Annotated in this window: 20 protein-coding genes and 1 riboswitch; of the genes, 9 read left to right on the forward strand and 11 right to left on the reverse strand. The window is 53.4% G+C overall.

From position 1 onward, the window contains the following. Positions 1-26: 26 nt before the first annotated feature. The 8 genes from ftsL to leuO all read right to left on the reverse strand — a co-directional run bounded on the left by ftsL (position 27) and on the right by leuO (position 9268). A complete protein-coding gene (gene ftsL / locus AC0Z7K_RS15365) occupies positions 27-347 on the reverse strand; it encodes a cell division protein FtsL (protein WP_413527821.1) in 321 nt (106 codons plus the stop codon). Further along, positions 344-1285, reverse strand: coding sequence for a 16S rRNA (cytosine(1402)-N(4))-methyltransferase RsmH (gene rsmH, locus AC0Z7K_RS15370; protein WP_213051372.1), 942 nt, complete (start codon positions 1283-1285; stop codon positions 344-346). The genes ftsL and rsmH overlap by 4 nt, the downstream gene beginning before the upstream one ends. 2 nt (positions 1286-1287) lie before the next feature. Further along, entirely contained in the window at positions 1288-1746 is a 459-nt protein-coding gene (gene mraZ / locus AC0Z7K_RS15375; protein ID WP_485615092.1) for a division/cell wall cluster transcriptional repressor MraZ, read from the reverse strand. 693 nt (positions 1747-2439) lie between these two features. Continuing rightward, the gene (gene cra, locus AC0Z7K_RS15380; RefSeq protein ID WP_485615093.1) at positions 2440-3444 is read right to left on the reverse strand and encodes a catabolite repressor/activator; all 1005 of its coding nucleotides are present in this window, start codon (positions 3442-3444) and stop codon (positions 2440-2442) included. 167 nt (positions 3445-3611) lie between these two features. Next, positions 3612-4103 (reverse strand): acetolactate synthase small subunit, encoded by a 492-nt coding sequence (gene ilvN, locus AC0Z7K_RS15385; protein WP_013577020.1) that lies wholly within the window; start codon positions 4101-4103, stop codon positions 3612-3614. Positions 4104-4105: 2 nt separating this feature from the next. Then, positions 4106-5824, reverse strand: coding sequence for an acetolactate synthase 3 large subunit (gene ilvI / locus AC0Z7K_RS15390; protein WP_413527819.1), 1719 nt, complete (start codon positions 5822-5824; stop codon positions 4106-4108). A 409-nt stretch (positions 5825-6233) separates the two neighbouring features. Next, positions 6234-8030, reverse strand: a complete 1797-nt coding sequence (locus AC0Z7K_RS15395; RefSeq protein WP_485615094.1) for an AMP-dependent synthetase/ligase — start codon at positions 8028-8030, stop codon at positions 6234-6236. A gap of 290 nt (positions 8031-8320) precedes the next feature. Then, a complete protein-coding gene (leuO, locus tag AC0Z7K_RS15400; protein ID WP_413527817.1) occupies positions 8321-9268 on the reverse strand; it encodes a transcriptional regulator LeuO in 948 nt (315 codons plus the stop codon). 754 nt (positions 9269-10022) lie between these two features. Here leuO and leuA point away from each other — a divergent pair. Genes leuA through leuD form a run of 4 tightly spaced genes read left to right on the forward strand, consistent with a single transcriptional unit; the run spans position 10023 to position 14721 of the window. Next, positions 10023-11612, forward strand: coding sequence for a 2-isopropylmalate synthase (gene leuA / locus AC0Z7K_RS15405; RefSeq protein WP_112168723.1), 1590 nt, complete (start codon positions 10023-10025; stop codon positions 11610-11612). Positions 11613-11614: 2 nt separating this feature from the next. Beyond that, positions 11615-12706, forward strand: a complete 1092-nt coding sequence (leuB, locus tag AC0Z7K_RS15410) for a 3-isopropylmalate dehydrogenase (protein ID WP_485615095.1) — start codon at positions 11615-11617, stop codon at positions 12704-12706. 1 nt (position 12707) lies between these two features. Further along, the gene (gene leuC / locus AC0Z7K_RS15415) at positions 12708-14108 is read left to right on the forward strand and encodes a 3-isopropylmalate dehydratase large subunit (RefSeq protein ID WP_413527815.1); all 1401 of its coding nucleotides are present in this window, start codon (positions 12708-12710) and stop codon (positions 14106-14108) included. Between the two features lie 10 nt (positions 14109-14118). Continuing rightward, positions 14119-14721 (forward strand): 3-isopropylmalate dehydratase small subunit, encoded by a 603-nt coding sequence (gene leuD / locus AC0Z7K_RS15420; RefSeq protein WP_485615096.1) that lies wholly within the window; start codon positions 14119-14121, stop codon positions 14719-14721. Positions 14722-14779: 58 nt separating this feature from the next. Here the strand turns inward: leuD and AC0Z7K_RS15425 are convergent, their stop codons facing one another. Both AC0Z7K_RS15425 and sgrT read right to left on the reverse strand, forming a co-directional pair. After that, positions 14780-15943 (reverse strand): MFS transporter, encoded by a 1164-nt coding sequence (locus AC0Z7K_RS15425; protein WP_485615097.1) that lies wholly within the window; start codon positions 15941-15943, stop codon positions 14780-14782. A 178-nt stretch (positions 15944-16121) separates the two neighbouring features. Next, complete coding sequence (gene sgrT, locus AC0Z7K_RS15430; RefSeq protein ID WP_413527812.1) at positions 16122-16322, reverse strand: glucose uptake inhibitor SgrT; 201 nt, start codon at positions 16320-16322, stop codon at positions 16122-16124. Positions 16323-16424: 102 nt separating this feature from the next. On the opposite strand from sgrT, the gene sgrR reads away from it, so the two are divergent. The 4 genes from sgrR (at position 16425) to thiQ (ending at position 21562) form a co-directional block, all read left to right on the forward strand. Beyond that, the gene (sgrR, locus tag AC0Z7K_RS15435) at positions 16425-18089 is read left to right on the forward strand and encodes an HTH-type transcriptional regulator SgrR (RefSeq protein WP_485615098.1); all 1665 of its coding nucleotides are present in this window, start codon (positions 16425-16427) and stop codon (positions 18087-18089) included. Positions 18090-18129: 40 nt separating this feature from the next. Next, a riboswitch (TPP riboswitch) is annotated at positions 18130-18258 on the forward strand. Positions 18259-18301: 43 nt separating this feature from the next. Next, entirely contained in the window at positions 18302-19285 is a 984-nt protein-coding gene (gene thiB, locus AC0Z7K_RS15440; protein WP_413527810.1) for a thiamine ABC transporter substrate binding subunit, read from the forward strand. Then, positions 19261-20871, forward strand: a complete 1611-nt coding sequence (gene thiP, locus AC0Z7K_RS15445) for a thiamine/thiamine pyrophosphate ABC transporter permease ThiP (protein WP_485615099.1) — start codon at positions 19261-19263, stop codon at positions 20869-20871. The genes thiB and thiP overlap by 25 nt, the downstream gene beginning before the upstream one ends. Beyond that, positions 20855-21562 carry a thiamine ABC transporter ATP-binding protein ThiQ gene (thiQ, locus tag AC0Z7K_RS15450; RefSeq protein WP_413527808.1) on the forward strand — a complete coding sequence of 236 codons (708 nt, stop codon included), beginning with the start codon at positions 20855-20857 and terminating at the stop codon, positions 21560-21562. Before thiP ends, thiQ begins: the two co-directional genes overlap by 17 nt. Here the strand turns inward: thiQ and AC0Z7K_RS15455 are convergent. Next, the gene (locus AC0Z7K_RS15455) at positions 21552-22319 is read right to left on the reverse strand and encodes a DedA family protein (protein ID WP_413527807.1); all 768 of its coding nucleotides are present in this window, start codon (positions 22317-22319) and stop codon (positions 21552-21554) included. The genes thiQ and AC0Z7K_RS15455 overlap by 11 nt on opposite strands. A gap of 238 nt (positions 22320-22557) precedes the next feature. Here AC0Z7K_RS15455 and AC0Z7K_RS15460 point away from each other — a divergent pair, with 238 nt between their 5' ends. Then, on the forward strand, positions 22558-24963 hold the full coding sequence (locus tag AC0Z7K_RS15460; RefSeq protein ID WP_485615172.1) for a DNA polymerase II: 2406 nt from the start codon (positions 22558-22560) through the stop codon (positions 24961-24963). The last annotated feature ends 25 nt before the right edge of the window (positions 24964-24988 follow it).

Consider the following 24988-nt stretch of genomic DNA (forward strand, 5'->3'; position numbering starts at 1 on the left):
AGCTGCCTGTATCCTCCGTGCGCATTTTAAGGCTGAACCACAATAGTTTCTTGAGATGGATCAACATGTTGCATCTGCAATTTCTCCGTTGCGATGCGTTCTACCCGGCTGTGATCACCGAGGGCATTCTCTTCGAGGATCAGGTTGCGCCACTCGATGTCCAGCGCATCCCTTTCCAGTACTAACTGTTCGCGCTGTGCTGTCAGTAAACGCGTACGGTGCGCAGTGGTGACCACGAAGATGGCGCTGATCAAAACGGCAATCAGCAAAATCATCGGGACCTTGCCATTGCGCAAAATGTCGCTGGCAATAACCCCCACCAAACCGTGACGTTCATTGCCAATCACGATGCCGTTCTCTCAGCAAAACGCAGGACTGAACTGCGTGCCCGCGGGTTTTCTGACACTTCCGCATCGGAAGGCATCATTTTTCCCACTGATTTTAATGAGCGTCCGCCAAGTTCAGCGATCTGCGCTTCCGTCATCGGGATCCCGGCAGGCACTTGCGCGCCACGGCTGTGCTGACGGATAAAGCGTTTCACGATGCGGTCTTCCAGTGAGTGGAAGCTGATGACGGATAAACGCCCTGCCGGTGCCAGAATTTCCAGCGCGCCGTCCAGCGCACGTTCGATTTCTTCCAGCTCACTGTTGATGTAGATACGAATCGCCTGGAAGCTGCGTGTCGCCGGATGCTTATGCTTCTCACGAAACGGCGAGGCATTCGCTATCAAATCAGCCAGTTCTTTGGTCCGCGTCATGGGTAATTCGCGGTTACGCTCGACAATCGCGCGTGCAATGCGTTTCGCAAAACGCTCTTCACCGAACGTTTTCAATACCCAGATGATGTCTTCTTCTTCCGCTTTCATCAGCCATTCAGCCGCTGAGTAACCACGCGTCGGATCCATGCGCATATCCAGAGGCCCGTCACGCATAAAGGAGAAACCCCGTTCCGCATCATCAAGCTGCGGTGAGGAAACGCCTAAATCCAGTAATACGCCGTCGATCTTGCCTTCCAGACCGCGCTCGCGAACATAGTCAGCGAGATCGGAGAAAGGTCCGTGAACGATAGAAAAACGCGCGTCATCAATAGATTCTGCGGCTTTAATTGCCTGCGGATCGCGGTCAATCGCCAGCAGGCGACCTTGTGGGCCCAGCTGTGACAAAATCAGACGTGAGTGGCCACCGCGGCCAAAGGTTCCGTCTATGTAAATGCCGTCCTGGCGGATGTTCAGGCCGTTGACGGCTTCATCCAGCAAGACGGAAGTGTGTTTGTAGTTTTCAACCATGCTTATAATGACAAGTCCTGTAATCGGTCAGAGAGTGGTTCCTGAGACGATTTTTCAGCGTCTATGTCTTCCTTAACTTGTTGATACCAGGTCTGTTCATCCCACAATTCAAACTTGTTGAACTGCCCAACCAGCATCACTTCTTTTGCGAGCCCGGCGTGCTGACGCAGAGTGTTGGCAATCAGCAGACGCCCGGCGTTATCCATCTGACATTCACTTGCATGTCCCAGCAACAGGCGCTGAATACGGCGCTCAACGGGGTTCATGCTCGACAGACGGGACAATTTACGTTCAATAATTTCCCACTCGGGAAGGGTGTAAAGGAGGAGACATGGGTGATGGAGGTCTATGGTGCACACCATTTGACCTTGCGATTCTTCGCTCAGCAAATCCCGGTAACGGGTGGGTACGGCAAGTCGCCCTTTGCTGTCGAGGTTAACCATCGTCGCGCCACGAAACATGACCGATCTACCCCTCTATGACCCTAATCACCACTTTCCTCCACAAATTCCCACTTAAAAGAGTTTACGGATGGTTTTAAAACCTTGTCAAGCCAGAGCGGAGGCGGTTTGGCAATATTTACGCGGGGACATGAAAGCCCGACGTAACGCGGTGAGGTATTTTAGAGGTGAAATAGAAAATAACGTCATGATTAGTTGAAGAAATTTCGGAGGGTTAATAATTTCGTTTAAAAAAAAACCAAACTGAATATTATTTAACTATTTATATTCTTCTGTTATCTGACTCTCGTTTCTTGTTCTCTTTGCCATAAGAAAAATCATTTCCGATTTTTTTTTGGCTATCACGGCTAAATCATCATCATTTTGTGAGCCATCCCGCATGGCACAAGCCTTTCAGGGCGTTTAAAAACCACGAATCGCGAGACAACTGCATACCCGGAGAAATTAAGCGGGGAATTCTACAGCACTTTTGCAGACAGCATTAACGTATTTTAGATATCAATAAACAGATTTATATCGGTAACTGTAAGGCGAAAACATTTGTTAATAATTCAACGCTCTGGGAATGTTCCTAAATTAACCACTTTCCCCGCATGGAATTTTTTAACGCGTTGTGAGCTATTGGGCAAGAGAGGATAGATAAGTGTGTTTGTGCGAGGGAATCACGGGCACTCAATAGAATACCCGTCAGGATTACTTGCGGCTCAACCGGCCACGACGGAAGAGGTTGCGGCGAATACGGGTCAGGCCTGCTTTTGGTTTTTTCGGCTCATCCAGGCACGCCAGTACCAGCTCCAGCACACGTTCGGCAACGTCACGATGACGCTGAGCGACCGCCAGAACCGGACACTCGAGGAAGTCGAGAAGCTCGTTATCCCCAAAGGTAGCAATCACCAGATCGACAGGCAAACGCCCTTCCGTTTTCAGCGTGACGTCCATGACGCCCTGTAACAACTGAAACGAGGTGGTGAAAAGTGCCTGTGGCATCGGATTGTGCTTCAGCCACTGGGCAAACACCACCGCCGCTGATTCGCGGTCATACGCATTGGCATAAAGATACTGCGGCTGACGTGAATCTTCAGCCCAGGCCTCGTGAAAGCCCTGCTCACGCAGGAAGCTGACCGATAATTCAGGCAATGCACCGAGATACAATACCGATTCAGCAGGAAACGTTCGCAATTCCTGCGCCAGCATCAGAGCATCTTCCTGATCGGCACCGACAACGCTGATGAAATGCTCAGGGTCGAGCGCACGATCCAGCGCAATGATGGGGAAATCATCATTGGCCCAGCGCTGATAAAAAGGATGTTCCGGCGGTAAAGACGTGGAAATGATGATCGCATCAACCTGACGTTGCAGCAGATGCTCGATGCAGCGCATTTCGTTGTCAGGCTGATCTTCCGAACAGGCAATCAGCAGCTGATAGCCACGCTGGCGTGCCTGACGCTCGAGAAAATTGGCAATCTTGGTATAACTGGTATTTTCCAGATCGGGGATCACCAGACCAATAGAACGGGTCCGGCCGGCGCGTAAACCCGCAGCCACCGCATTCGGGTGATAGTTATGTTCCTTCACGACAGCCATGACTTTTTCGACTGTCTTATCGCTGACACGATACTGCTTCGCTTTGCCGTTAATCACATAACTGGCCGTCGTACGCGAAACGCCCGCTAACCTCGCGATCTCATCCAGCTTCACTGAGATAACCCCTTAAGAAAGATAATGCTTTATCTAACCCCAGAAGCCCCTGCCGGGCAAGGTGTTTTACCGAATCGCTTCACCTGGGCCGCAAAAAAGAAAGCCCAACTAAAAAGTTGAGCTTTAACAATGCAGATAAATTTTACATCCTGCTGATTTTTTAGGCTTTAGCGCATGATCTTGTCGCCGCGCGAAACACCGACCACGCCGGAGCGTGCCACTTCGACAATTTCAGCCACATCACGAATGCTGGCTAAGAAGGCGTCGAGCTTGTCGCTGGTGCCCGCAAGCTGAACGGTGTAAAGCGTCGCCGTAACATCCACAATCTGCCCACGGAAGATTTCAGTTGAACGTTTTACCTCTTCCCGGCCATAGCCAGAAGCCTGAACCTTCACCAGCATGATTTCGCGCTCAACGTGAGCGCCCTGCACCAGTTCAGTGACGCGCAGCACGTCGACCAGCTTATGCAGCTGCTTTTCGATCTGCTCGAGCACCTTGGCATCGCCTACGGTCTGGATCGTCATACGCGACAATGTGGGATCATCGGTCGGCGCAACGGTGAGGCTTTCGATGTTGTAGCCACGCTGAGAGAACAGGCCGACTACGCGGGACAACGCGCCCGATTCGTTTTCCAGTAATACTGATAAAATCCGGCGCATGATCAGGTCCTCTCCGTTTTGCTTAACCACATTTCGTCCATCGCACCGCCACGGATGTGCATCGGGTAAACGTGTTCTGTTTCATCAATGCTGATATCCACAAATACCAGACGGTTTTTCTGTTCCAGTGCCTGAATCAGTTTGCTTTCCAGCTCATCCGGCGTGCGGATAGCAATGCCAACGTGACCATAAGCTTCCGCCAGTTTGACGAAGTCAGGCAGCGATTCCATGTAGGATTGCGAATGGCGACCGGAATAAATCATGTCCTGCCACTGTTTCACCATACCGAGATAACCGTTATTCAGGTTGATCACAATGACGGGTAAACCGTATTGCAGCGCGGTCGACAGCTCCTGAATGTTCATCTGGATGCTGCCGTCACCGGTGACACAAATTACCGTTTCGTCCGGCAGACCGAGTTTCACACCCAGCGCGGCAGGCAGACCGAAGCCCATCGTGCCGAGGCCACCGGAGTTTATCCAGCGACGTGGCTTATCAAATTGATAATAAAGTGCGGCGAACATCTGATGCTGACCGACGTCCGACGTCACGTAGGCGTCACCTTTGGTCAGGCGATGCAGCGTTTCGATAACGGCCTGCGGTTTGATCTTGCCGCTGTTTTTGTCGTAGCTGAGGCATTGACGCGCACGCCAGTTTTCAATACTTGTCCACCAGTCGCGCAGCGCATCAAATTCCTGTTTGTCGTCACTCTGCGCCAGCAATTCAAGCATCTGAACCAGTGTCTGCTTCGCATCACCGACAATAGGAATATCAGCACTGACGGTTTTGGAGATCGACGTCGGGTCGATATCGATATGCATCACAGTGGCATTCGGGCAGTACTTCGCCAGATTATTGGTGGTACGGTCGTCGAAACGCACGCCCACGCCGAAAATCAGATCGGCGTTGTGCATCACCATGTTGGCTTCGTAGGTACCATGCATGCCGAGCATACCCAGACTCTGACGATGTGTGCCCGGGAACGCGCCCAGCCCCATCAGGGAGGTGGTTACCGGCAGATTCAGTTTTTCTGCCAGTTCCAGAATTTCTGCGTGACACTCAGAGTTGATCGCCCCACCACCGACGTACAGCACCGGTTTTTTCGCGGCAAGCAACGTCTGCAATGCGCGTTTAATCTGGCCGCGATGCCCCTGCACCGTCGGGTTATACGACCGCATCGCAACCTGTTCAGGGTAAGCGTAAGGTAATTTGATTTGCGGATTCACCACGTCTTTTGGCAAATCGACCACCACCGGGCCCGGACGGCCCGTGGACGCCAGATAGAAAGCTTTTTTCAGCACGGTAGGAATATCTTCCGCGCGTTTTACCAGAAAACTGTGTTTCACCACCGGACGGGAGATCCCCACCATGTCGCATTCCTGGAACGCGTCATAACCGATCAGTGAACTGTGTACCTGGCCGGATAGCACCACCAGCGGAATGGAATCCATATAAGCTGTCGCAATACCGGTGATCGCATTGGTTGCACCGGGACCGGACGTCACCAGCACCACGCCCACTTCGCCCGTGGCACGCGCATAACCGTCAGCCATATGAACAGCGGCCTGTTCATGTCTCACCAGCACATGATCAATCCCGCCGACCGTGTGCAGGGCATCATAGATATCCAACACCGCTCCGCCGGGATAACCGAATAACTGCTTCACGCCCTGATCGATTAACGATCGAACGACCATCTCGGCTCCTGACAACATCTCCATGGTTTTGCCTCCAGGCTTTTTATTTCTTCTATAGGATGACTTTTTATTTCAGCAAGCTGTTCTATCAAGCAGCAATCCAAAGTTAAATCGCTGAATTTTAGGCCTTTACGCAGAGCGGATGAAAACCCTGCTGTTCTTATTGGCGTTGCTAACTCAACTCAGTACCTTAGCGTGAGAATTTGGGTCAGGCAAACGCCAAAATAGGGATGACAGATTTCGTATATTGCGACACGCTGCCATCAATCGCCCGTCCGGGACAAAACACTGCCTGCGCACGGCAACCTGTCAGAAATATCAGGAAGGCGGGAAAAATTACAGGATTAAATTATGTCTGATGCTGACATAAAAATGATCAGGGAACCGGCGAACAGGTATTCGCCGGTGTTGGGAGAAAGACAAAGGCGCGGCGTCATTCGCCGTAGAGTTCGTCGATTTCCTTTTTGTAGCGGCTGAAAATAATCTTACGACGCAGCTTGAGCGTCGGCGTCAGTTCGCCGGATTCCATAGTGAAAGGTTTGATCAGTAGCGCGAATTTTTTCACCTGCTCAAAGTCTGCCAGATCGTGCTGAATTTCGCGTAACTGATGGGCAAACAGCGACAGAATCTGTTCATTTTTGACCAGACCGCTGCGGTTGAAGTAATCGATATGATGCGCCTGTGCGTACATGTTGAGCACATCGAAATCCGGTACGATCAGCGCAGAAACAAAGTGACGCTCATCGGCGATCACCGCCACCTGTTCAATGTAGCGATCCTGCACCAGCGTGCCTTCGATCCGCTGCGGCGCGATATATTTACCGCCTGAAGTTTTCATCAGATCTTTCAGTCGTTCGGTGATAAACACGTTGCCTTCTGCATCCATCTTCCCCGCATCGCCGGTTTTAAACCAGCCATCCGCAGTGAAACTGGCCGCTGTTTCTTCCGGTTTATTGAAGTAACCGCGCAGCAGTGTTGGTCCGCGTACCTGAATTTCATTTTCGTCACCGATACGCACCTCGATTTCCGGCAACGCCGTGCCGACTGAGCCAAAGCGGAAATTTTTCTCTTCCCAGCAGGTGACGGTGGCGCAAGTTTCCGTCAAACCATAACCGTATTTGATATGCAAACCGAGGGATTCAAAAAACAGAATCACATTGTCATCCAGGCTCGCGCCAGCTGCTGGCAGAAAACGTAAGTTGCCGCCGAGCAAACCGCGCAGCTTTTTGAGCACCAGCTTGTCCGCCAGAAAATATGCCGGTGAAAGCCAGAAGGGATTACGTTCGCCACGCCGCTCAGTCAGAAATTTCTCTTTACCCTGCGCCACTGCCCAGTGGAACAGCCACTTTTTCACCGTTCCCGCGCGGGCGACTTTATCGTGGATCGCACTGAACACTTTTTCATAGAAACGCGGCACGGCGCACATGACGGTAGGTTTCACCGCCTGTAACGCATCCCTCACTAAATCGGTATCGCGCAGAAAGACGTTCTGCGCACCGCAATGCATCACAAAGAAACTCCACGCCCGTTCGAAGACATGCGCCAGCGGCAGGAAGCACAGGGAGATATCCCGATCAGAAATCGTCAGGCGTTTTTCATGCTGTTTCAGCTGTGTCGCCATACTGCGGTAGTCGAGCATTACGCCTTTCGCTTCCCCGGTGGTGCCCGAAGTATAAATCAGCGTGAATAAGTCGTTGAGATCGCAGGCGCTGAGGCGCGCTTCGCGTTCGGCGGTTAACGCAGCGTCCGGCACGGTGATATTAGACACATGTCGGGCTATCTGCACGCCCTGTAAATCGACATCATCATCTAGCACCAGAATATGTTGTAGCTGCGGGCAGAGTTCGCGCAATGCAATCGCCGCGTCGTACTGCTTTTGGCCGACCACAAATAAAATGCGGATATCCGCATCATTAAGCACATACGCTGATTGTGCGGGCGTGTTCGTGGCATAGACCGGTACGGTTACCGCACGCAGTTGCAAAATTGCCAGATCCGCCGTTGCCCAGGCGATCGAATTATTCCCGCAGATTGCAATCCTCTCCTGAACCTCCACGCGCTCCCGTAAAAGGAGAGTCGATAAAGCATCGACTTTCGCCCCTAACTCACGCCAGGTCAGTGAGGTTTGAACAGCGGGTGACCATTCACGAAAGGCGATTTGGTCAGCGCGAAGAGTGACCTGTTGGCGAAAACGGGCGATCAGATGGTAATCATTTAAGGTTGGATTCATTGAGCGTCTATACCGGCGTTCAGCACAGCTCGCCAGGAGGCGGCTAACTGTATTGCTCTGTTACAAAGATTTAACGCAGTCTACCCACAAATATTGCGGGGCGAAATGAAATTATAGAGCGTTAGGGGAAGCAAAACGGCGGCTCAGAATGAGTCAATGGCGGGAGAAAAAAAACCCGCGTAGCTTTAACGAGGCGAAAAAGCACGCAGGATAAAAAACTTCAAAATAAATCATAACCAGGCATATTTACTTCAGCGCACACCAAAGTAAATACGATGTTCGTTTTAGGGTCAGAGCGTCAGTACGCACTGGCTTAATAAAGATTTCATCCACATATTCCCGCGATCTTTACTGGAAGACTCATGCCATGACAGATAACAGGTCAGCTGATTTTTCATCCACGGTAATGGAATGACAGATAAATTTAGGATGCCGGTATTAGCCTGCGCTAACCAGCGGGGAACCAGCGCCACCATCTCGGTTTTCGACACGACTTCCATGACGCTGTAAAGATCTGTTCCCTGATAGGCGATTAAAGATTGCAGTTCAGGATCATCATAATAAGGCGCACTGAAAGAATAGAAGCGGTCAATCATCATGACAGCATGTTTTTCGCGCAGGTATTTCTCGTCGGACATATAAGGGCTAATCCGGGGATGATTTTGTGCCGCAACCAACACCAGTTCGTCATTAAATAAGGGTTCGTTACAGAAATCAGGCCGTTCAAATTTACGGTAGCTGATCATAAATTCGATATTTTGGTAGCGCAGCTGATGTTCAATATTATCATTAACGATAGTCTGTAATTTAATACTGACGCTGCTGGCCAGGGTATCAACGGCGTGAAGAACTTGAGATGTCAGGCGTTTATCCAGCGGGCTGCAAATCGCGACATTAAACTGGCGCATGCTGACACTGGGATCGAAACCTGCGCCGGGCAATTCATTCATGATCAACTGAAGTGCCTGACGGACAGGGCCGAACAACTGCCGGGCACGCATTGTCGGTTGGATGCCCCGACCGTAGCGAACAAATAAATCATCATTGAACATGATTTTCAAACGGGCTACAGCATTACTGACGGCGGGCTGAGACATGCCCAGCATATTGGCTGCACGGGTAATATTTTGTAATTGCATGACGGCATCGAAGACAGTCAATAAATTAAGATCGACATTACGCAGATGCGTTTCAAACTCAGCAGGTTTAGCAGCGTTTTCGGTAATGATGTCAGACATGGTTATCCCCATTAAAGATCATCAGCCTTGAAGAATAATGATTATCTTTAATTGATTTATTTAAACAAAATGCGGCACAGTCATATCAGACCAATAAATAACAGCCGACAAAAAATGCGTGCCATTTCATATTTTTATTATTTGAAAAGGACCTAAGTACTGTTTCGAATAATCAGAAAGCAAAATATATATTTCATTTCCCTTCTAAAAACTGATGATATAAGACAATAAAATAATTACCGAAACAACATGCAAAAAATGAATAATAAGTTAAGCAGCAGTAAATATTATCTAACTAACTGAATTAGAATAATTATTTCACCACCACCTTCCTGTGCAGTCCAGTTTTGTACTGTTTTCACCCAAGGAAATCTTTGTAACGGCTGAGAAATTCTTTCCTCCAAACACATTCTTACAGATAGTGTTTTATGCTAAATGAGATTGTTTTTCATTTGTAAAAATTACCGCCTTTTCCACGCACTGAAGGTTGACATAGCACACACATTCCCGTATCACTTTAAGCACTGTTTGAACGATATCCGTTTTAACTACCCTATATATGAGAAGCTGAAAATACATGTTCATGATTACCCGTCTCCTTGGCCTACTACTCAACGCAAAAAATTTGCGCGGTATGCCAGTGGGCGAAAATCAGAACTGATTCAACTTCCACAGACAATAAACCCGCGCCGATGCGCGGGTTTTTTTTTATCTCCCGCAGGGCGCGAAAAATAGAGCAGACAAGGAAAAACCCATGAGCGAGCAAGTCATTATTTTCGATACCACGCTGCGTGACGGTGAACAGGCGTTACAAGCCAGCCTGAGTGTTAAAGAGAAGATTCAAATTGCAATGGCGCTGGAAAGGATGGGCGTTGACGTGATGGAAGTCGGCTTCCCGGTTTCTTCTCCGGGTGATTTCGAATCTGTACAAACTATCGCGCGCCAGATTAAAAACAGCCGCGTTTGCGGTCTGGCACGCTGCGTAGATGGTGACATCGACGCCGCCGCAGAAGCATTACGCGTTGCCGAAGCCTTCCGTATCCACGTTTTCCTGGCCACCTCGACTCTGCATATTGAATCCAAACTGAAGCGTTCGTTTGATCAGGTTCTGGAGATGGCGGTTCACTCGGTGAAACGTGCCCGTAACTATACGGATGACGTCGAATTCTCCTGCGAAGATGCGGGCCGAACGCCGCTGGATAATCTGTGCCGTGTCGTCGAAGCTGCGATCAAAGCCGGTGCGACCACCATCAATATTCCTGATACTGTCGGTTACACCACGCCGGTTCAGTTCGGCGGAATCATTACTAACTTGTATGAACGCGTGCCGAACATTGATAAAGCGATTATTTCCGTACACTGCCACGACGATCTGGGCATGGCGGTCGGTAACTCTATCGCGGCGATTCAGGCCGGTGCGCGTCAGGTAGAAGGCACGCTGAACGGTATTGGCGAACGTGCCGGGAATACCGCACTGGAAGAAGTCATCATGGCGATCCGGACCCGTTCGGATTACATGAACGTCCACACCAATATCAATCACAAAGAAATCTATCGCACCAGCCAGATTGTCAGCCAGATAACCAACATGCCGATCCCCGGCAACAAAGCGATTGTCGGCTCCAACGCCTTCGCGCACTCTTCCGGTATCCATCAGGACGGCGTGCTGAAAAATCGCGAAAACTACGAAATCATGACCCCGGAATCCATTGGTCTGAACCAGATCCAGTTGAACCTGACATCCCGCTCCGGCCGTGCCGCCGTGAAGCATCGTATGGAAGAAATGGGCTACAAAGAATCCGATTACAACATGGATCATCTGTATGCCGCGTTCCTGAAGCTGGCTGACAAAAAAGGTCAGGTTTTCGACTACGATTTAGAAGCACTGGTGTTCATTAATAAGCAGCAAGAAGAGCCAGAGTTTTACCGACTGGACAACTTCAGCGTGCAGTCCGGTTCTAAGATAACCGCCACCGCCTCGGTGAATCTGGCCTGTGGTGATGAGATCATTACCGAAGCCGCTACCGGCAATGGCCCTGTTGATGCCGTCTATCAGGCGATTAACCGCATCACTGGCTATCAAATCGAGCTGGTGAAATATCAGTTGAGCGCCAAAGGTCAGGGGCGTGATGCACTGGGACAGGTCGACGTGGTCGTCTCCTTTAATGGTCGCCGCTTCCACGGCGTGGGCCTGGCGACGGACATCGTCGAATCTTCCGCCAAAGCGATGGTGCACGTACTGAATAATATCTGGCGCAGCAAACAAGTTGAGATCGAAAAACAACGTTTGCAGCACGAAGTTCAGCAACACAACAACATTCAAAATAATCAGGAAACGGTGTGATCATGAGCAAGACCCATCATATTGCCGTCTTACCCGGAGACGGAATTGGCCCGGAAGTTATGGCCCAGGCATACAAGGTTCTGGACGCAGTACGTGCGCGTTTTGGCCTGAAAATCAGCACCAGCGAATACGACGTCGGTGGCGCAGCTATCGACAAACACGGCAGCCCGTTGCCGCCAGCGACCGTTGCCGGTTGCGAACAAGCCGATGCCATCCTGTTTGGCTCGGTGGGCGGCCCGAAATGGGAACACCTGCCGCCTAACGATCAGCCTGAGCGCGGCGCATTACTGCCGCTGCGTAAGCACTTCAAATTGTTCAGCAACCTGCGCCCTGCCCGTCTGTATCAGGGTCTGGAAGAATTCTGCCCGCTGCGTGCCGACATCGCCGCCAAAGGCTTCGACATTCTGTGCGTCCGCGAACTGACCGGCGGCATTTACTTCGGCCAGCCGAAAGGCCGCGAAGGCCAGGGGCAGCATGAGAAAGCCTTCGATACCGAGGTATATTACCGCTTTGAGATCGAACGTATTGCCCGCATCGCCTTTGAATCAGCGCGCAAACGCCGCAGCATTGTGACGTCCATCGATAAAGCCAACGTATTGCAAACGTCCATTATGTGGCGTGAAGTGGTAAACGAAATTGCGAAGGATTACCCGGACGTCAGCCTGAGCCACATTTACATCGACAACGCGACCATGCAGCTGATTAAAGATCCATCGCAGTTTGACGTACTGCTGTGCTCCAACCTGTTCGGCGACATTCTGTCAGACGAATGCGCGATGATAACCGGCTCCATGGGTATGTTGCCTTCGGCGAGCATGAACGAGCAGGCATTTGGTTTGTTCGAACCAGCGGGCGGCTCCGCACCGGATATCGCCGGTAAAAACATCGCCAACCCAATTGCCCAGATCTTGTCTGCCGCGCTGTTACTGCGTTATAGCCTGGGGGCTGATGAAGCCGCTAACGCCATCGAGCAGGCAGTGAATAAAGCGCTGGAAGCAGGCCACCGCACCGGTGATTTGGCTAACGGTCAGCAGGCGCTGGGCACCAGTGAAATGGGCGATATCATTGCCCGCTTTGTGAAAGAAGGGGCATAACATGGCGAAGACGCTGTACCAAAAATTGTATGACGCGCACGTCGTTTACGAAGTGCAAAACGAAACGCCGCTGTTGTACATCGACCGCCACCTGGTGCACGAAGTGACCTCTCCGCAGGCGTTTGACGGCCTGCGCGCGATGGGGCGTCCGGTACGTCAGCCGGGAAAAACCTTCGCGACGATGGATCACAACGTCTCCACGCAAACCAAAGACATCAATGCCAGCGGCGAAATGGCGCGCATTCAGATGCAGGAACTGATCAAGAACTGCGCGGAATTCGGCGTACAACTGTATGACCTGAACCACCCTTTCCAGGGCATCGTTCACGTGATCGGCCCTGAGCAGGGAATGACCCTGCCGGGCATGACCATCGTTTGCGGCGATTCCCATACGGCGACGCACGGTGCGTTCGGTTCACTGGCTTTCGGTATCGGCACATCGGAAGTGGAACACGTGCTGGCAACGCAAACCCTGAAACAGGGTCGCGCTAAAACCATGAAAATCGAAGTGACCGGCGACGCGCCTGCCGGTATCACCGCCAAAGATATCGTGCTGGCGATCATCGGTAAAACCGGCAGCGCCGGCGGTACCGGTCACGTTGTCGAGTTCTGCGGTAAAGCCATCGAAGCGCTGAGCATGGAAGGTCGTATGACCCTGTGCAACATGGCGATTGAAATGGGTGCCAAGGCCGGTCTGGTCGCGCCCGACGACACCACCTTTGCGTATCTGAAAGGCCGCCAGTTCGCGCCGAAAGATCAACACTGGGACGCCGCCGTCGAGTACTGGAAAACCCTGAAAACCGATGCGGATGCCAAATTTGACAGCGTCGTGACGCTGGACGCGGCTGACATCGCACCGCAGGTCACCTGGGGTACGAACCCTGGTCAGGTCATGGGCGTGAATCAGACGATCCCAAATCCGTCCTCTTTTGCCGATCCGGTAGAACGTGCCTCCGCTGAAAAAGCGCTGGCGTATATGGATTTGCAACCGGGCATTAAACTGACCGACGTGGCGATCGATAAAGTGTTTATCGGTTCCTGTACCAACTCACGTATCGAAGATTTACGCGCGGCCGCCGCCGTCGCCAAAGGTCGCAAAGTCGCGACCGGTGTACAGGCGATTGTGGTTCCCGGCTCTGGCCCGGTAAAAGCGCAGGCCGAAGAAGAAGGTCTGGATAAGATCTTCATTGAAGCTGGTTTCGAATGGCGTCTGCCTGGCTGCTCCATGTGTCTGGCGATGAACAACGATCGTCTGGAACCGGGCGAACGTTGCGCCTCCACCAGTAACCGTAACTTCGAAGGCCGTCAGGGCCGTGGCGGACGCACGCATCTGGTCAGCCCGGCAATGGCGGCGGCGGCGGCGGTGACTGGCCGTTTCGCTGATATTCGTGAACTGAACTGAGGAAAACACCATGGCTAAATTTACCCAACACATTGGTCTGGTGGTTCCGCTGGATGCCGCTAACGTCGATACCGATGCCATCATTCCGAAACAGTTTTTGCAGAAAGTGACCCGCACCGGTTTCGGTCAACACCTGTTTAACGACTGGCGTTTTCTGGACGACGCCGGTCAGGTGCCTAACCCGGATTTCGTGCTGAATCAGCCGCGCTATAAAGGCGCGAGCATTTTACTGGCGCGTGAAAACTTTGGCTGCGGTTCTTCTCGTGAACATGCGCCGTGGGCGCTGACCGACTACGGTTTCCACGCGGTGATCGCACCAAGCTTTGCCGATATCTTTTACGGTAACTCGTTCAACAACCAGTTGCTGCCCATCACCCTGAGTGATGCAGAAATTGATGAGCTGTTCGCGCTGGTAAAAGACAATGAAGGCATCACCTTTGAAGTGGATCTCGAAGCGCAGACGGTCAAAGCCGGTGATAAAAGCTATCCGTTTGTGATCGACAGCTTCCGCCGTCACTGCATGATTAACGGTCTGGACAGCATCGGTCTGACGCTGCAACACGAAGAAAATATCTCCGCTTACGAGAAGAATCAGCCTGTCTTTATGAACTGATTGCGTCCCCGGTAGCAAAAAAACCCGCGACTTTCGCGGGTTTTTCTTTTCATCTCATTCAGACGTCTTTGACTTTATACATCAGGCCTAGTGCGATAATCGCCAGCGCCGTCGCTACCCAGTACACCGGATAATGCCCGAAGCTTTCGACGATAAAGCCCTGCAATAAACCCGCGCAGATAACGCCAGTGGAAATGCTGTTGGTGAACAACGTCGTCGCAGAACCCGCACGACCCGGCATCAGGTCCTGAAAATAGAGCATCCCGATACCCGCCACGATGCCGATGAAAATCGCGTTAAACAGCTGCAGGATCATCAGCGCGGCTTTGAACTGGAACAAAACCAGTCCGGCGTAGAAAACCACCCCGCTCGCCACCGCATATAGCATCAGCTTGCGTTTACCGGTACGTTTGACCAGATAACCCGCGAGCAACATCGCCGGAATTTCCAGCCCTGCCGCCGTCCCCATCAGCAAGCCCGCCAGCCCTTCCGGCAAGCCCAGATCGCTGGTGATATAAAGCGGCATATCAATCACGTACATGATATTGCAGGTCCACATCAGTAAGGATGCGAAGAACAGCAAACGCACATCTTTATTGCGCCACGCGCTGACCGGCACCACTTTTTCATCCACCGGCTGCTCGACGCGCGGCACAGACGGCAGGAAGAAGACAATCATCAGGATACTGCCGACAAACACCACGGCGGCGCTCAGATACATCGGCGTAAACCCGTAATTAAGCGCCAGCATGAAAGAAAGCGGCGGGCCGAGAACCCACGCCAGCGAGAGCATCGCACGCATCATCGAGCTGAACATCACCACTTCGCTCGACGAACGATCCGCATGTTCACGCGCCAGCGCAAACAGCTGCGGCATTGAGGCATTCCCGATCGCTGCCAGCAATACACCGACGGTGATCAGCACCAGATAGTCGCGGCTGAACGCAAACACCAGACTGTTCCCGATGGCCATCAGGCAGCAGAAGATCAGCAGCTTGCGGCGGTCACCTTTGTTATCAGAACGGTTCGCCAGCAGGAAACTGATCGCAATCCCGGCGATGGCGTTGACGGTATAAAAGAAACCGACCCACAACGGGCGAACTTTCACTTCATTGGTCAGAAACAGGCTGAGCGTCGGCGCCTGTAACGCGCCTGCGATACCACACAGTAAGGACACCACCAGAAAGGTGACATAAATGGCATTAATACGAGGTTTCGGCATGACGTCGTCCCTGAGAAATGAATGTCTTACAAACAAGACCCCCAGTGTAGCTAAGTTTTAAGGGGTTTCGAGCGGTTCTGAAAAATGGATATAAAAAAACCAGTGAGTTACCCCACTGGCTGGTGAAATTACACCATTACTCAGAAAATCGAATTTGGTCGTGCCTGCGGGCAGAAGGTCAGATCCGCTGACGATATTGCTCCTCACTCAGCGACTCCATATCCCACTGGGTCAGCCTCGAAAGAATATCCATCCGGTAATCCACCGGCACCCAGGATAGCCAGTCAGCATGATTTTTTGCCGCATTGCGTTGAATGGCAGCGCTGCTGATAGCGGAGAAATAACGCTGATAAAAACGGGCATTCAAAGTGCATTTCATGATGACCTCCGGGTGTTCACAACAGGCTTTCGTTGAGAAACAGTATCGGAGTAATATGAGGAAAGATAAATTGATGAAGATCGCCCATGGAGTTCCTCTTTTATGACCTCACCGCGCTTACAACAGCAGTTCATCCGGTTGTGGCAGTTCTGTCACGGCGAAGAAACCGAAACGACCTTGCAGGCGCTGTCCGGGATCCTGAGCTGCTCACGGCGGCACATGCGTTCGTTGCTTAGCGCCATGCAGGAACTGGGCTGGCTGACGTGGAATGCCGAAGCCGGACGCGGCAAACGCTCCAGACTGACCTTTCTGTATACCGGGCTGGCGCTCCAGCAGCAGCGCGCCGAAGAGCTTCTCGAGCAAGATAAAATAGAACAACTGGTGCAACTGGTGGGGGATAAAACGCAGGTGCGCCAGATGCTGCTGTCACAGTTAGGCCGCAGTTTCCGTCAGGGCAAACACATTCTACGCGTGCTGTATTATCGTCCGCTGTTTAACCTGTTGCCCGGCACCATGTTGCGCCGTTCTGAAACACACATCGCCCGGCAAATCTTCAGCGGTCTGACGCGCATAAATGAGGAAAAAGGGGAAGTAGAAGCCGATCTGGCCCACCACTGGCAGGAAATCACACCGCTCCACTGGCGGTTTTATCTGCGTCCGGCGATCCATTTCCATCATGGCCGTGAACTGGAGATGGCGGATATCATCGCCACATTTATCCGCCTGCAACAGAATCACCGGTTATTTAGCAATCTCGCGTCAGTTTCCTCGCCCACACCCAATGTGATCGATATCTATCTGCTGACTCCCGACCGCTGGCTGCCATGGCTGTTTGGCAATGTTCACGCCATGATCCTGCCGCAAGAATGGCAGTCTCTGCCCAACTTTGCCCGCCATCCGGTCGGCACCGGCCCTTACGCTGTGGTGCGCAATCAGAAAACGCAGCTGCGTATCCGCGCGTTTGACGAGTATTTCGGTTTCCGCGCGCTGATAGATGAAGTGAATATCTGGGTACTCCCGGAGCTGACTGAAGATCTGGTCCATTCCGGCGTGCAGTTACAGGCAGATGAATCCGGTAAAAGCGAGCTGGAAAGCCGTCTGGAGGAAGGCTGCTATTTCTTGCTGTTCGATCAGCGTTCGCCGGTCGGCCAGCAGGATGACATCCGCGAATGGCTCTGCGAACTGCTCAGCCCGATTGCATTACTTAACGCCGCAGAACCGATTTACCAGCGCTACTGGTCGCCGGCCTACGGCCTGTTGCCACGCTGGCATCATAAAGATTCGCAGGCGCGCCCGATAAAACCCCAGGGTCTGACACACATTACGCTGACGTTTTACAGCGAGCATTCGGAGCATCACGCGATCTGCAACGCACTGCGTCCGCTGCTGGCGGCGGAAGGTATCGAACTGATTATTCAGATTGTGGATTACGCCGTCTGGCATCGCGGCGAGGTGAAAAGCGATGTGTGGCTCGGCAGCGCCAACTTCACCCTGCCGCTGGAATTCTCTCTGTTCGCGACATTCTTCGAGCTGCCGTTAGCCGCGTACTGTTTTAGCAATGACATGAGCGAGGACGCCGCGTTATGGCACGCGGGCAAATTCTCCATGGCCGAATGGAGCCAGAAACAGGTCGGCAGCCATCACATTCATCCGCTGTTCCATCACTGGTTAGTTCTGCAAGGGCAACGCAGTATGCGCGGCGTGCGCATGAACACCCTTGGCTGGTTCGACTTTAAATCCGCCTGGTTTGCGCCCCCTGACAGTTAATCGGACTATCGCATTGCCGCGTTAATCTCTAGAATGACATCCGTTCTCAACGGGGTGCCCAACTTGTTAAAGCAGCGATGTAAACGCCGTGAGCAAGTTTGGCTGAGATTTACACCCGTCGAACCTGATCCGGTTGATACCGGCGGAGGGATTTGAGACTGTGCCTCGCTCACTCAAAATCCTTTGCCCCTTTATTTTTTTGGAGCGCAAAGTTGAAAAAATTACTGCCCTGCCTGCTGTTACTGTCTGCCCCAGCCTTCGCGGCCAAACCGGTCCTGACGGTTTATACCTACGACTCATTTTCTGCCGACTGGGGCCCCGGCCCTGCTATCAAAAAAGCCTTTGAAGCCCAATGCGGCTGCGAACTGAAATACGTCGCGCTGGAAGACGGTGTGTCGTTGCTCAACCGTCTGCGGATGGAAGGCAAAAATAGCAAAGCGGACGTGGTGCTCGGTCTGGATAACAATCTGCTACAGGCCGCAGAGCAAACGGGGCTTTTCGCCCAGGCACCGAAAACCGATGCCAAACTGACCGTGCCCGGCGGCTGGGATAACAGCACATTTGTGCCTTACGACTACGGCTATTTCGCATTCGTCTACGACAAAAACAAACTAAAAAATCCGCCGAAAAGTCTTGATGAGCTGATCAACAGCGATCAGAACTGGAAAGTGATCTACGAAGATCCGCGCACCAGCACGCCGGGTCTGGGCCTGATGCTGTGGATGCAAAAAGTCTATGGCGATAAAGCGCCGCAAGAATGGCAGAAGCTGGCGAAGAAAACCGTCACCGTCACTAAAGGCTGGAGCGAGGCCTACGGCTTATTCCTCAAGGGTGAAAGCGATCTGGTACTGAGTTACACCACCTCTCCGGCCTATCACATTGTCGAAGAAAAGAAGGATAACTACGCGGCGGCCAATTTCACCGAAGGTCATTACATGCAGGTGGAAGTGGCGGGCCAGCTGGCAAACAGCAAGCAACCGAAGCTGGCTGAACAGTTTATGAAATTCGTCACTACCGACGATTTCCAGAAAGTGATCCCGACCGGTAACTGGATGTATCCGGTGATCGCCACACCGCTGCCTGACGCCTTTAATCAACTGAAGGTGCCGGCGAAATCCCTGCAATACAGCGCGCAGGATGTCGCTACTCACCGCACAGAATGGATCCAGGCATGGCAGAACGCCGTCAGCCGTTGATCCCGCGCTGGCTGTGGCCAGGCGCGGTGGCCTCGCTGGCGATGTTGCTGGTGGCTGCGCTGGCACTTGGCTCTCTGTGGCGTCATGCGCCGCAGATGAGTGGCGCCTCGCTCTGGCAGGATCCCTATCTCTGGCATGTGATCCGTTTTACCTTCTGGCAGGCGCTGCTTTCGGCGCTCTGCTCGGTGCTGCCCGCGATTTTTCTGGCGCGGGCGCTGTTCCGCCGTCGTTTTCCCGGCCGTCAGTTACTACTTCGTTTATGTGCCATGACGCTGGTGCTGCCAGTGCTGGTGGCCGTGTTTGGTATTCTCAGCGTCTACGGCAGACAAGGCTGGCTGGCGCAGCTGTGCGGCTGGCTCGGTGTGGATTATCATTTTTCGCCCTACGGCTTACAGGGCATTTTGCTGGCGCATATTTTCTTCAATCTGCCGCTCGCCACCCGCCTGTTGTTGCAGGCGCTGGAGAATATCGCCGTCGAACAACGCCAGCTCGCGGCGCAACTGGGAATGAACGCGTGGCAGCAGTTCCGCTTTGTCGAATGGCCCGCCCTGCGCCGCCAGATTTTCCCTGCCGCGGCGCTGATCTTCATGCTGTGCTTTGCCAGCTTCGCCACCGTGCTGTCTCTCGGCGGAGGGCCGCAGGCGACCACTATTGAACTGGCTATTTATCAGGCGCTCAGTTATGACTACGATTTAGGACGTGCCGCCACGCTGGCGCTGATCCAGCTGTTCTGCTGTCTGGCGCTGGTGTTGCTGAGCCAGAAACTCAGTCAGGCGCTGCCGGTCGGACAAACGCACGCTCAGCGCTGGCGTAATCCTGATGATTCCCTGCCGCGCCGCCTCGCCGACGGCGTGCTGATCGGCCTTGCCCTGCTGCTGATCCTGCCGCCGCTGCTGGCAGTCATTTTTGACGGTGTGAATCGCGCCGCCGTCAGCGTTCTGCAACAGGCCGCGCTCTGGCAGGCGTTGTGGACGTCAGTGCGGATTGCACTGGGCAGCGGATTGCTTTGTGTACTGCTGACCATGATGTTGCTGTGGAGCAGCCGCGAACTGCGTTTGCGCAAGCTTAACGGCTGGGCACAGGCGATGGATCTCAGCGGTATGCTGATCCTCGCGATGCCGGGCATCGTGCTGGCGACCGGATTTTTCCTGCTGCTCGGCGATACGACCGGTTTACCGCAATCGCCCTGGCCGCTGGTGATCCTCACCAATGCGCTGATGGCGGTGCCTTATGCGTTAAAAGTGCTGGATAACCCGATGCGCGACGTGGCCGAACGCTACAACCCGCTGTGCCTTTCGCTGAATATGCACGGCTGGCAGCGGCTGCGCCGGGTGGAACTGGGTGCGCTGAAACGCCCTATTTCCCAGGCGCTGGCGTTTGCCTGCGTGCTGTCACTGGGGGATTTCGGCGTGATCGCGTTGTTCGGCAACGAGAATTTTCGCACGCTGCCGTTTTATTTGTATCAGCAGATCGGTTCCTACCGCAGTCAGGACGGCGCGGTAACCGCACTGTTATTACTGCTGCTGTGCTTCCTGTTATTTACCCTGATCGAGAAACTGCCGGGCCGCCATGCTGACGCTGAATAAACTGACTTATCTGTACGAGCATCTGCCGATGCGCTTTGATTTACGCATCGGCTCGGGCGAACGCGTGGCAATCCTCGGCCCGAGCGGTGCGGGGAAAAGTACCATGCTGAGCCTGGTTGCCGGTTTTCTCGCGCCAGTGAGCGGACAGATCTTGCTCAACGGCGACGATCACAGCGTGACACCGCCGGCCAGACGTCCGGTGTCGATGCTGTTTCAGGAGAACAATCTGTTCTCGCATTTGACCGTGCGTCAGAACATGGGGCTGGGGTTACATCCGGGGCTAAAACTCAGCGCGCAGCAAAAGCGGGATTTGGAGGAGATTGCCCGACAGGTCGGGCTGAGCGATTGTCTGGATCGTCTGCCTTCGCAGCTTTCCGGCGGTCAGCGACAGCGGGTGGCGCTGGCGCGCTGTCTGTTGCGCAGCCAGCCAATTTTGCTGCTCGACGAACCTTTCTCGGCGCTCGATCCGGCGCTGCGCAGTGAAATGCTGAACTTACTGGATAAGGTCTGCGGGCAGCGTAATCTGACGCTGCTGATGGTGTCGCATAATTTGGATGACGCGGCGCGGATTGCTCCGCGCACGCTGCTGGTGGTCGATGGCAGAATTTTCTACGACGGGCCGACACAGGCGCTGGTGGACGGCAGTGCGCCGGAAGCCAAAGTGTTAGGCATCAGCCCGATCAGCGGGTGATCACTTTCCACAACAGATGGCCGTAAACCGGCATCATCGGCTGCTTGCTGAGCATCACAATGCTGACCACCGTCGCCACCACGCTCAGCACGCACACCACTTTTAATCGCGTCAGCGGCAACCATTTGGTCATCATGTCCGGCGAGCCCTTACCGGCGCGGAACCAGCGCCACGCCAGCCAGGCAGTGAGCCAGATCAGCATCACACTGATAAACAGCATCCATTTGAATACGCCGCTGTTATGGCTGGCGGGGATGTCGATGGCGACACCCGCCAGGATCCCCGGCAGGAAATACACCGGCGGCCAGGTGATACAGCCGACAATATTCGGCGGCGCAAACTTATACGGCGGCAGATTAAGCATACCGGCGACCAGCGGCACCAGCGGGCGCGTCGGGCCGATAAAGCGCCCTAAAATCACCGTGGCAAAACTGTGGCGATCGAGGGCGTAACCGGTTTTATCCAGTAAGGACTGATAGCGCTGAAGGAAACGCCAGCGGTGCAGCGGTTCTTTGAATCCACGTCCGATAAAATAAGATGCCCAGTCGCCGAGGAAACAGCCGAGTCCGGCCGCCAGCCAGGCTTCGTACAGGCCGACCTGACCGCTGCCGATCAGCGTTCCGAGCGTGGCCATCATCACCGTGCCGGGCAGGATCAGCCCGACCAACGCCAGCGATTCGAAAAATGCCACGACAGCGACGATAATTAAAGCAAAGCCCACCGACTGAGCGACCAGATGTTGTAGATAGGCTTCCATAAATTCCCAGTATTCAGTTACGCGAATTGCGCAGATAAATGAGACAAATGTGAGTTTTTTGCATTCTCATTGTAGTCAAAACATTAAGCGGCTGAATTGTCAGCGCATGAACTTTTACAGTCAACCGCGTAATTGTATGCGTATTTGGCTGAGCCCTAAGTCATGGACAAAGACTGTATAAATAACCATACTCTGTTTTTAGTGATCTTCTGTTTATCCCTGTCGTTTCGAGGCGCTTATTAACTCCCCAACCGCACGTTCCTCTTCTGCCCCCGCTGATGCCGCACCGCGTCAGGGTTTTGTGCTAACCCGCCACTGGCGCGACACACAGCGTGGTACCGAGGTGGAATTGTGGCTGGCGACGGACGAGGGGGCGCAAAAAGTTCGCCTGCCGTTGCAGGAGTCCGTGGCGTTTATTCCGGCGGAACAAAAGGCTCAGGCCGAACGAATTCTGGCCGATGAAAAAAATATCAGCTTGCGCGCATTGCCGATGCAGGATTTCCATTCGCGGCCCGTTCTCGGCCTTTATTGCCCGCAGCATCGCCAGCTGATGCGTATCGAAAAGCTGCTGAAAGAAGCCGGCGTTCAGGTTTATGAAGCAGATATCCGCCCGCCGGAACGTTTTCTGATGGAGCGTTATATCACCGCGCCGGTCTGGTTCAGCGGGAAAACGGGGCCGGGCAATCTGCTGCTCGATACAAAAATGAAGCCTGCCGAAGGCTACCGCCCGCCGATGAAGCTCTGTTCGCTGGATATCGAAACCAGCGGTAACGGCGAGCTCTACTGCATCGGGCTGGAAGGCTGCGGGCAGCGCCACGTCTATATGCTCGGGCCGCCAAACGGCGACCCGGACAGTCAGTTCGATTTTCATCTGGAATACGTCGACAGCCGCCCGCAGCTGCTGCAAAAGCTAAATGAATGGCTGGAACGGTACGATCCGGACGCCATCATCGGCTGGAACGTGGTGCAGTTTGATCTGCGCGTACTGCAAAAACACGCGGAGCGTTACAAGATCCCGTTGCGGTTTGGTCGCGACGGCGGCGAGCTGGAATGGCGTGAGCATGGTTTCAAACAAGGGCACTTTTTTGCCGCCGCCGCCGGACGGCTGATCATCGACGGCATCGAAGCCCTGAAGTCCGCATTCTGGAACTTCAATTCATTTAGCCTCGAATTCGTGTCGCAAAGTTTGCTGGGCGAGGGGAAATCCAGCGACAGCCCTTATCAGCGGCTGGCAGAAATCGAACAGCGATTTCGTGAAGATAAACCTGCGCTGGCCCGTTATAACCTGAAAGACTGCGAACTGGTCACCCGTATTTTTGCTAAAACGGAGCTGATGCCGTTCCTGCTGGAACGTGCCTCAGTCACCGGTCTGGCGGTCGATCGCAGCGGCGGTTCGGTGGCGGCATTCACTCATCTTTATTTACCACGTATGCACCGCGCCGGTTATGTCGCGCCCAATCTGGGCGAGCTGGAGGGCGAAATGAGTCCCGGCGGATTTGTGATGGATTCGCGCCCCGGTTTGTACGACTCGGTGCTGGTGCTCGATTATAAAAGCCTGTACCCGTCGATTATCCGCACCTTCCTGATCGACCCGGTCGGGCTGGTCGCCGGGCTGGCGCAACCAGACGATGAACACTCGGTGCCTGGCTACCGCAACGCGCGATTCTCGCGCGAAAAGCATTGCCTGCCGGAGATCGTCCGTCAGATCTGGCAAGGGCGTGAAGCCGCTAAACAGCAGAAAAATAAACCGCTGTCTCAGGCGCTGAAGATCATCATGAATGCCTTTTACGGCGTGCTCGGGTCGAGCGGTTGCCGGTTCTTTGATCCGCGTCTGGCATCGTCAATTACGCTGCGCGGCCACGATATCATGCGTCAGACCCGCGAACTGATTGAGGCCGAAGGCCATCAGGTGATTTACGGCGATACCGATTCCACCTTCGTCTGGCTGAATAAAGCGCACAGTCAGGAAGAGGCAGACGTGATTGGACGTCATCTGGTTGAACGGGTAAACGCCTGGTGGAAAGATCATTTACAGCAGCAATACGGGCTGGAAAGCGCGCTGGAACTGGAGTTTGAAACACACTACCAGCGCTTTCTGATGCCGACCATTCGCGGTTCGGAAACGGGCAGTAAAAAACGCTACGCCGGGCTGGTGAAAGACGCCGACGGCGAGCACATCGTCTATAAAGGTCTGGAAACCGTGCGCACAGACTGGACACCGCTCGCGCAGCTCTTTCAGCAGGAACTCTATCAGCGGATTTTCCATCGTCAGCCTTATCAGGATTATGTCCGTGACTACGTGGCCAGCACGCTGAATGGTGAGTTTGATGATAAACTGGTCTATCGCAAACGCCTGCGCCGTAAGCTCAGCGACTATGAGAAAAACGTGCCGCCGCACGTTCGCGCGGCGCGGTTAGCCGACGAATACAACGCGCTACACGGGCGGGCGAAGCAGTACCAGAACGGTGGCTGGATAAGCTATGTGATGACCACGTCCGGGCCGGAACCGCTGGAGAACCGCCTTTCTCCTATCGATTATGATCACTACATTGAACGCCAGCTGGAGCCGGTCGCTGACGGCATTTTGCCTTTCCTGCACGACGATTTTGCTACACTTATTACAGGTCAGATGGGACTGTTTTAAACAAAAGTTGGCGCAGGTCCGGTGA

The sequence above is a fragment of the Rahnella sp. 1L-D-7-B-C2 genome (assembly GCF_057290995.1).

Excerpts from the sequence above, each read along its gene's own strand:
- leuA (WP_112168723.1), top strand. The coding sequence starts at position 10,023 with ATGAGCGAGCAAGTCATTATTTTCGATACCACGCTGCGTGACGGTGAA.
- rsmH (WP_213051372.1), bottom strand. The coding sequence starts at position 1,285 with ATGGTTGAAAACTACAAACACACTTCCGTCTTGCTGGATGAAGCCGTC.
- AC0Z7K_RS15455 (WP_413527807.1), bottom strand. The coding sequence starts at position 22,319 with ATGGAAGCCTATCTACAACATCTGGTCGCTCAGTCGGTGGGCTTTGCT.
- sgrT (WP_413527812.1), bottom strand. The coding sequence starts at position 16,322 with ATGAAATGCACTTTGAATGCCCGTTTTTATCAGCGTTATTTCTCCGCT.
- leuD (WP_485615096.1), top strand. The coding sequence starts at position 14,119 with ATGGCTAAATTTACCCAACACATTGGTCTGGTGGTTCCGCTGGATGCC.
- AC0Z7K_RS15395 (WP_485615094.1), bottom strand. The coding sequence starts at position 8,030 with ATGAATCCAACCTTAAATGATTACCATCTGATCGCCCGTTTTCGCCAA.
- ilvI (WP_413527819.1), bottom strand. The coding sequence starts at position 5,824 with ATGGAGATGTTGTCAGGAGCCGAGATGGTCGTTCGATCGTTAATCGAT.
- thiP (WP_485615099.1), top strand. The coding sequence starts at position 19,261 with ATGGCAGAACGCCGTCAGCCGTTGATCCCGCGCTGGCTGTGGCCAGGC.
- leuC (WP_413527815.1), top strand. The coding sequence starts at position 12,708 with ATGGCGAAGACGCTGTACCAAAAATTGTATGACGCGCACGTCGTTTAC.
- ilvN (WP_013577020.1), bottom strand. The coding sequence starts at position 4,103 with ATGCGCCGGATTTTATCAGTATTACTGGAAAACGAATCGGGCGCGTTG.
- thiQ (WP_413527808.1), top strand. The coding sequence starts at position 20,855 with ATGCTGACGCTGAATAAACTGACTTATCTGTACGAGCATCTGCCGATG.
- leuO (WP_413527817.1), bottom strand. The coding sequence starts at position 9,268 with ATGTCTGACATCATTACCGAAAACGCTGCTAAACCTGCTGAGTTTGAA.
- mraZ (WP_485615092.1), bottom strand. The coding sequence starts at position 1,746 with ATGTTTCGTGGCGCGACGATGGTTAACCTCGACAGCAAAGGGCGACTT.
- sgrR (WP_485615098.1), top strand. The coding sequence starts at position 16,425 with ATGACCTCACCGCGCTTACAACAGCAGTTCATCCGGTTGTGGCAGTTC.
- AC0Z7K_RS15425 (WP_485615097.1), bottom strand. The coding sequence starts at position 15,943 with ATGCCGAAACCTCGTATTAATGCCATTTATGTCACCTTTCTGGTGGTG.
- leuB (WP_485615095.1), top strand. The coding sequence starts at position 11,615 with ATGAGCAAGACCCATCATATTGCCGTCTTACCCGGAGACGGAATTGGC.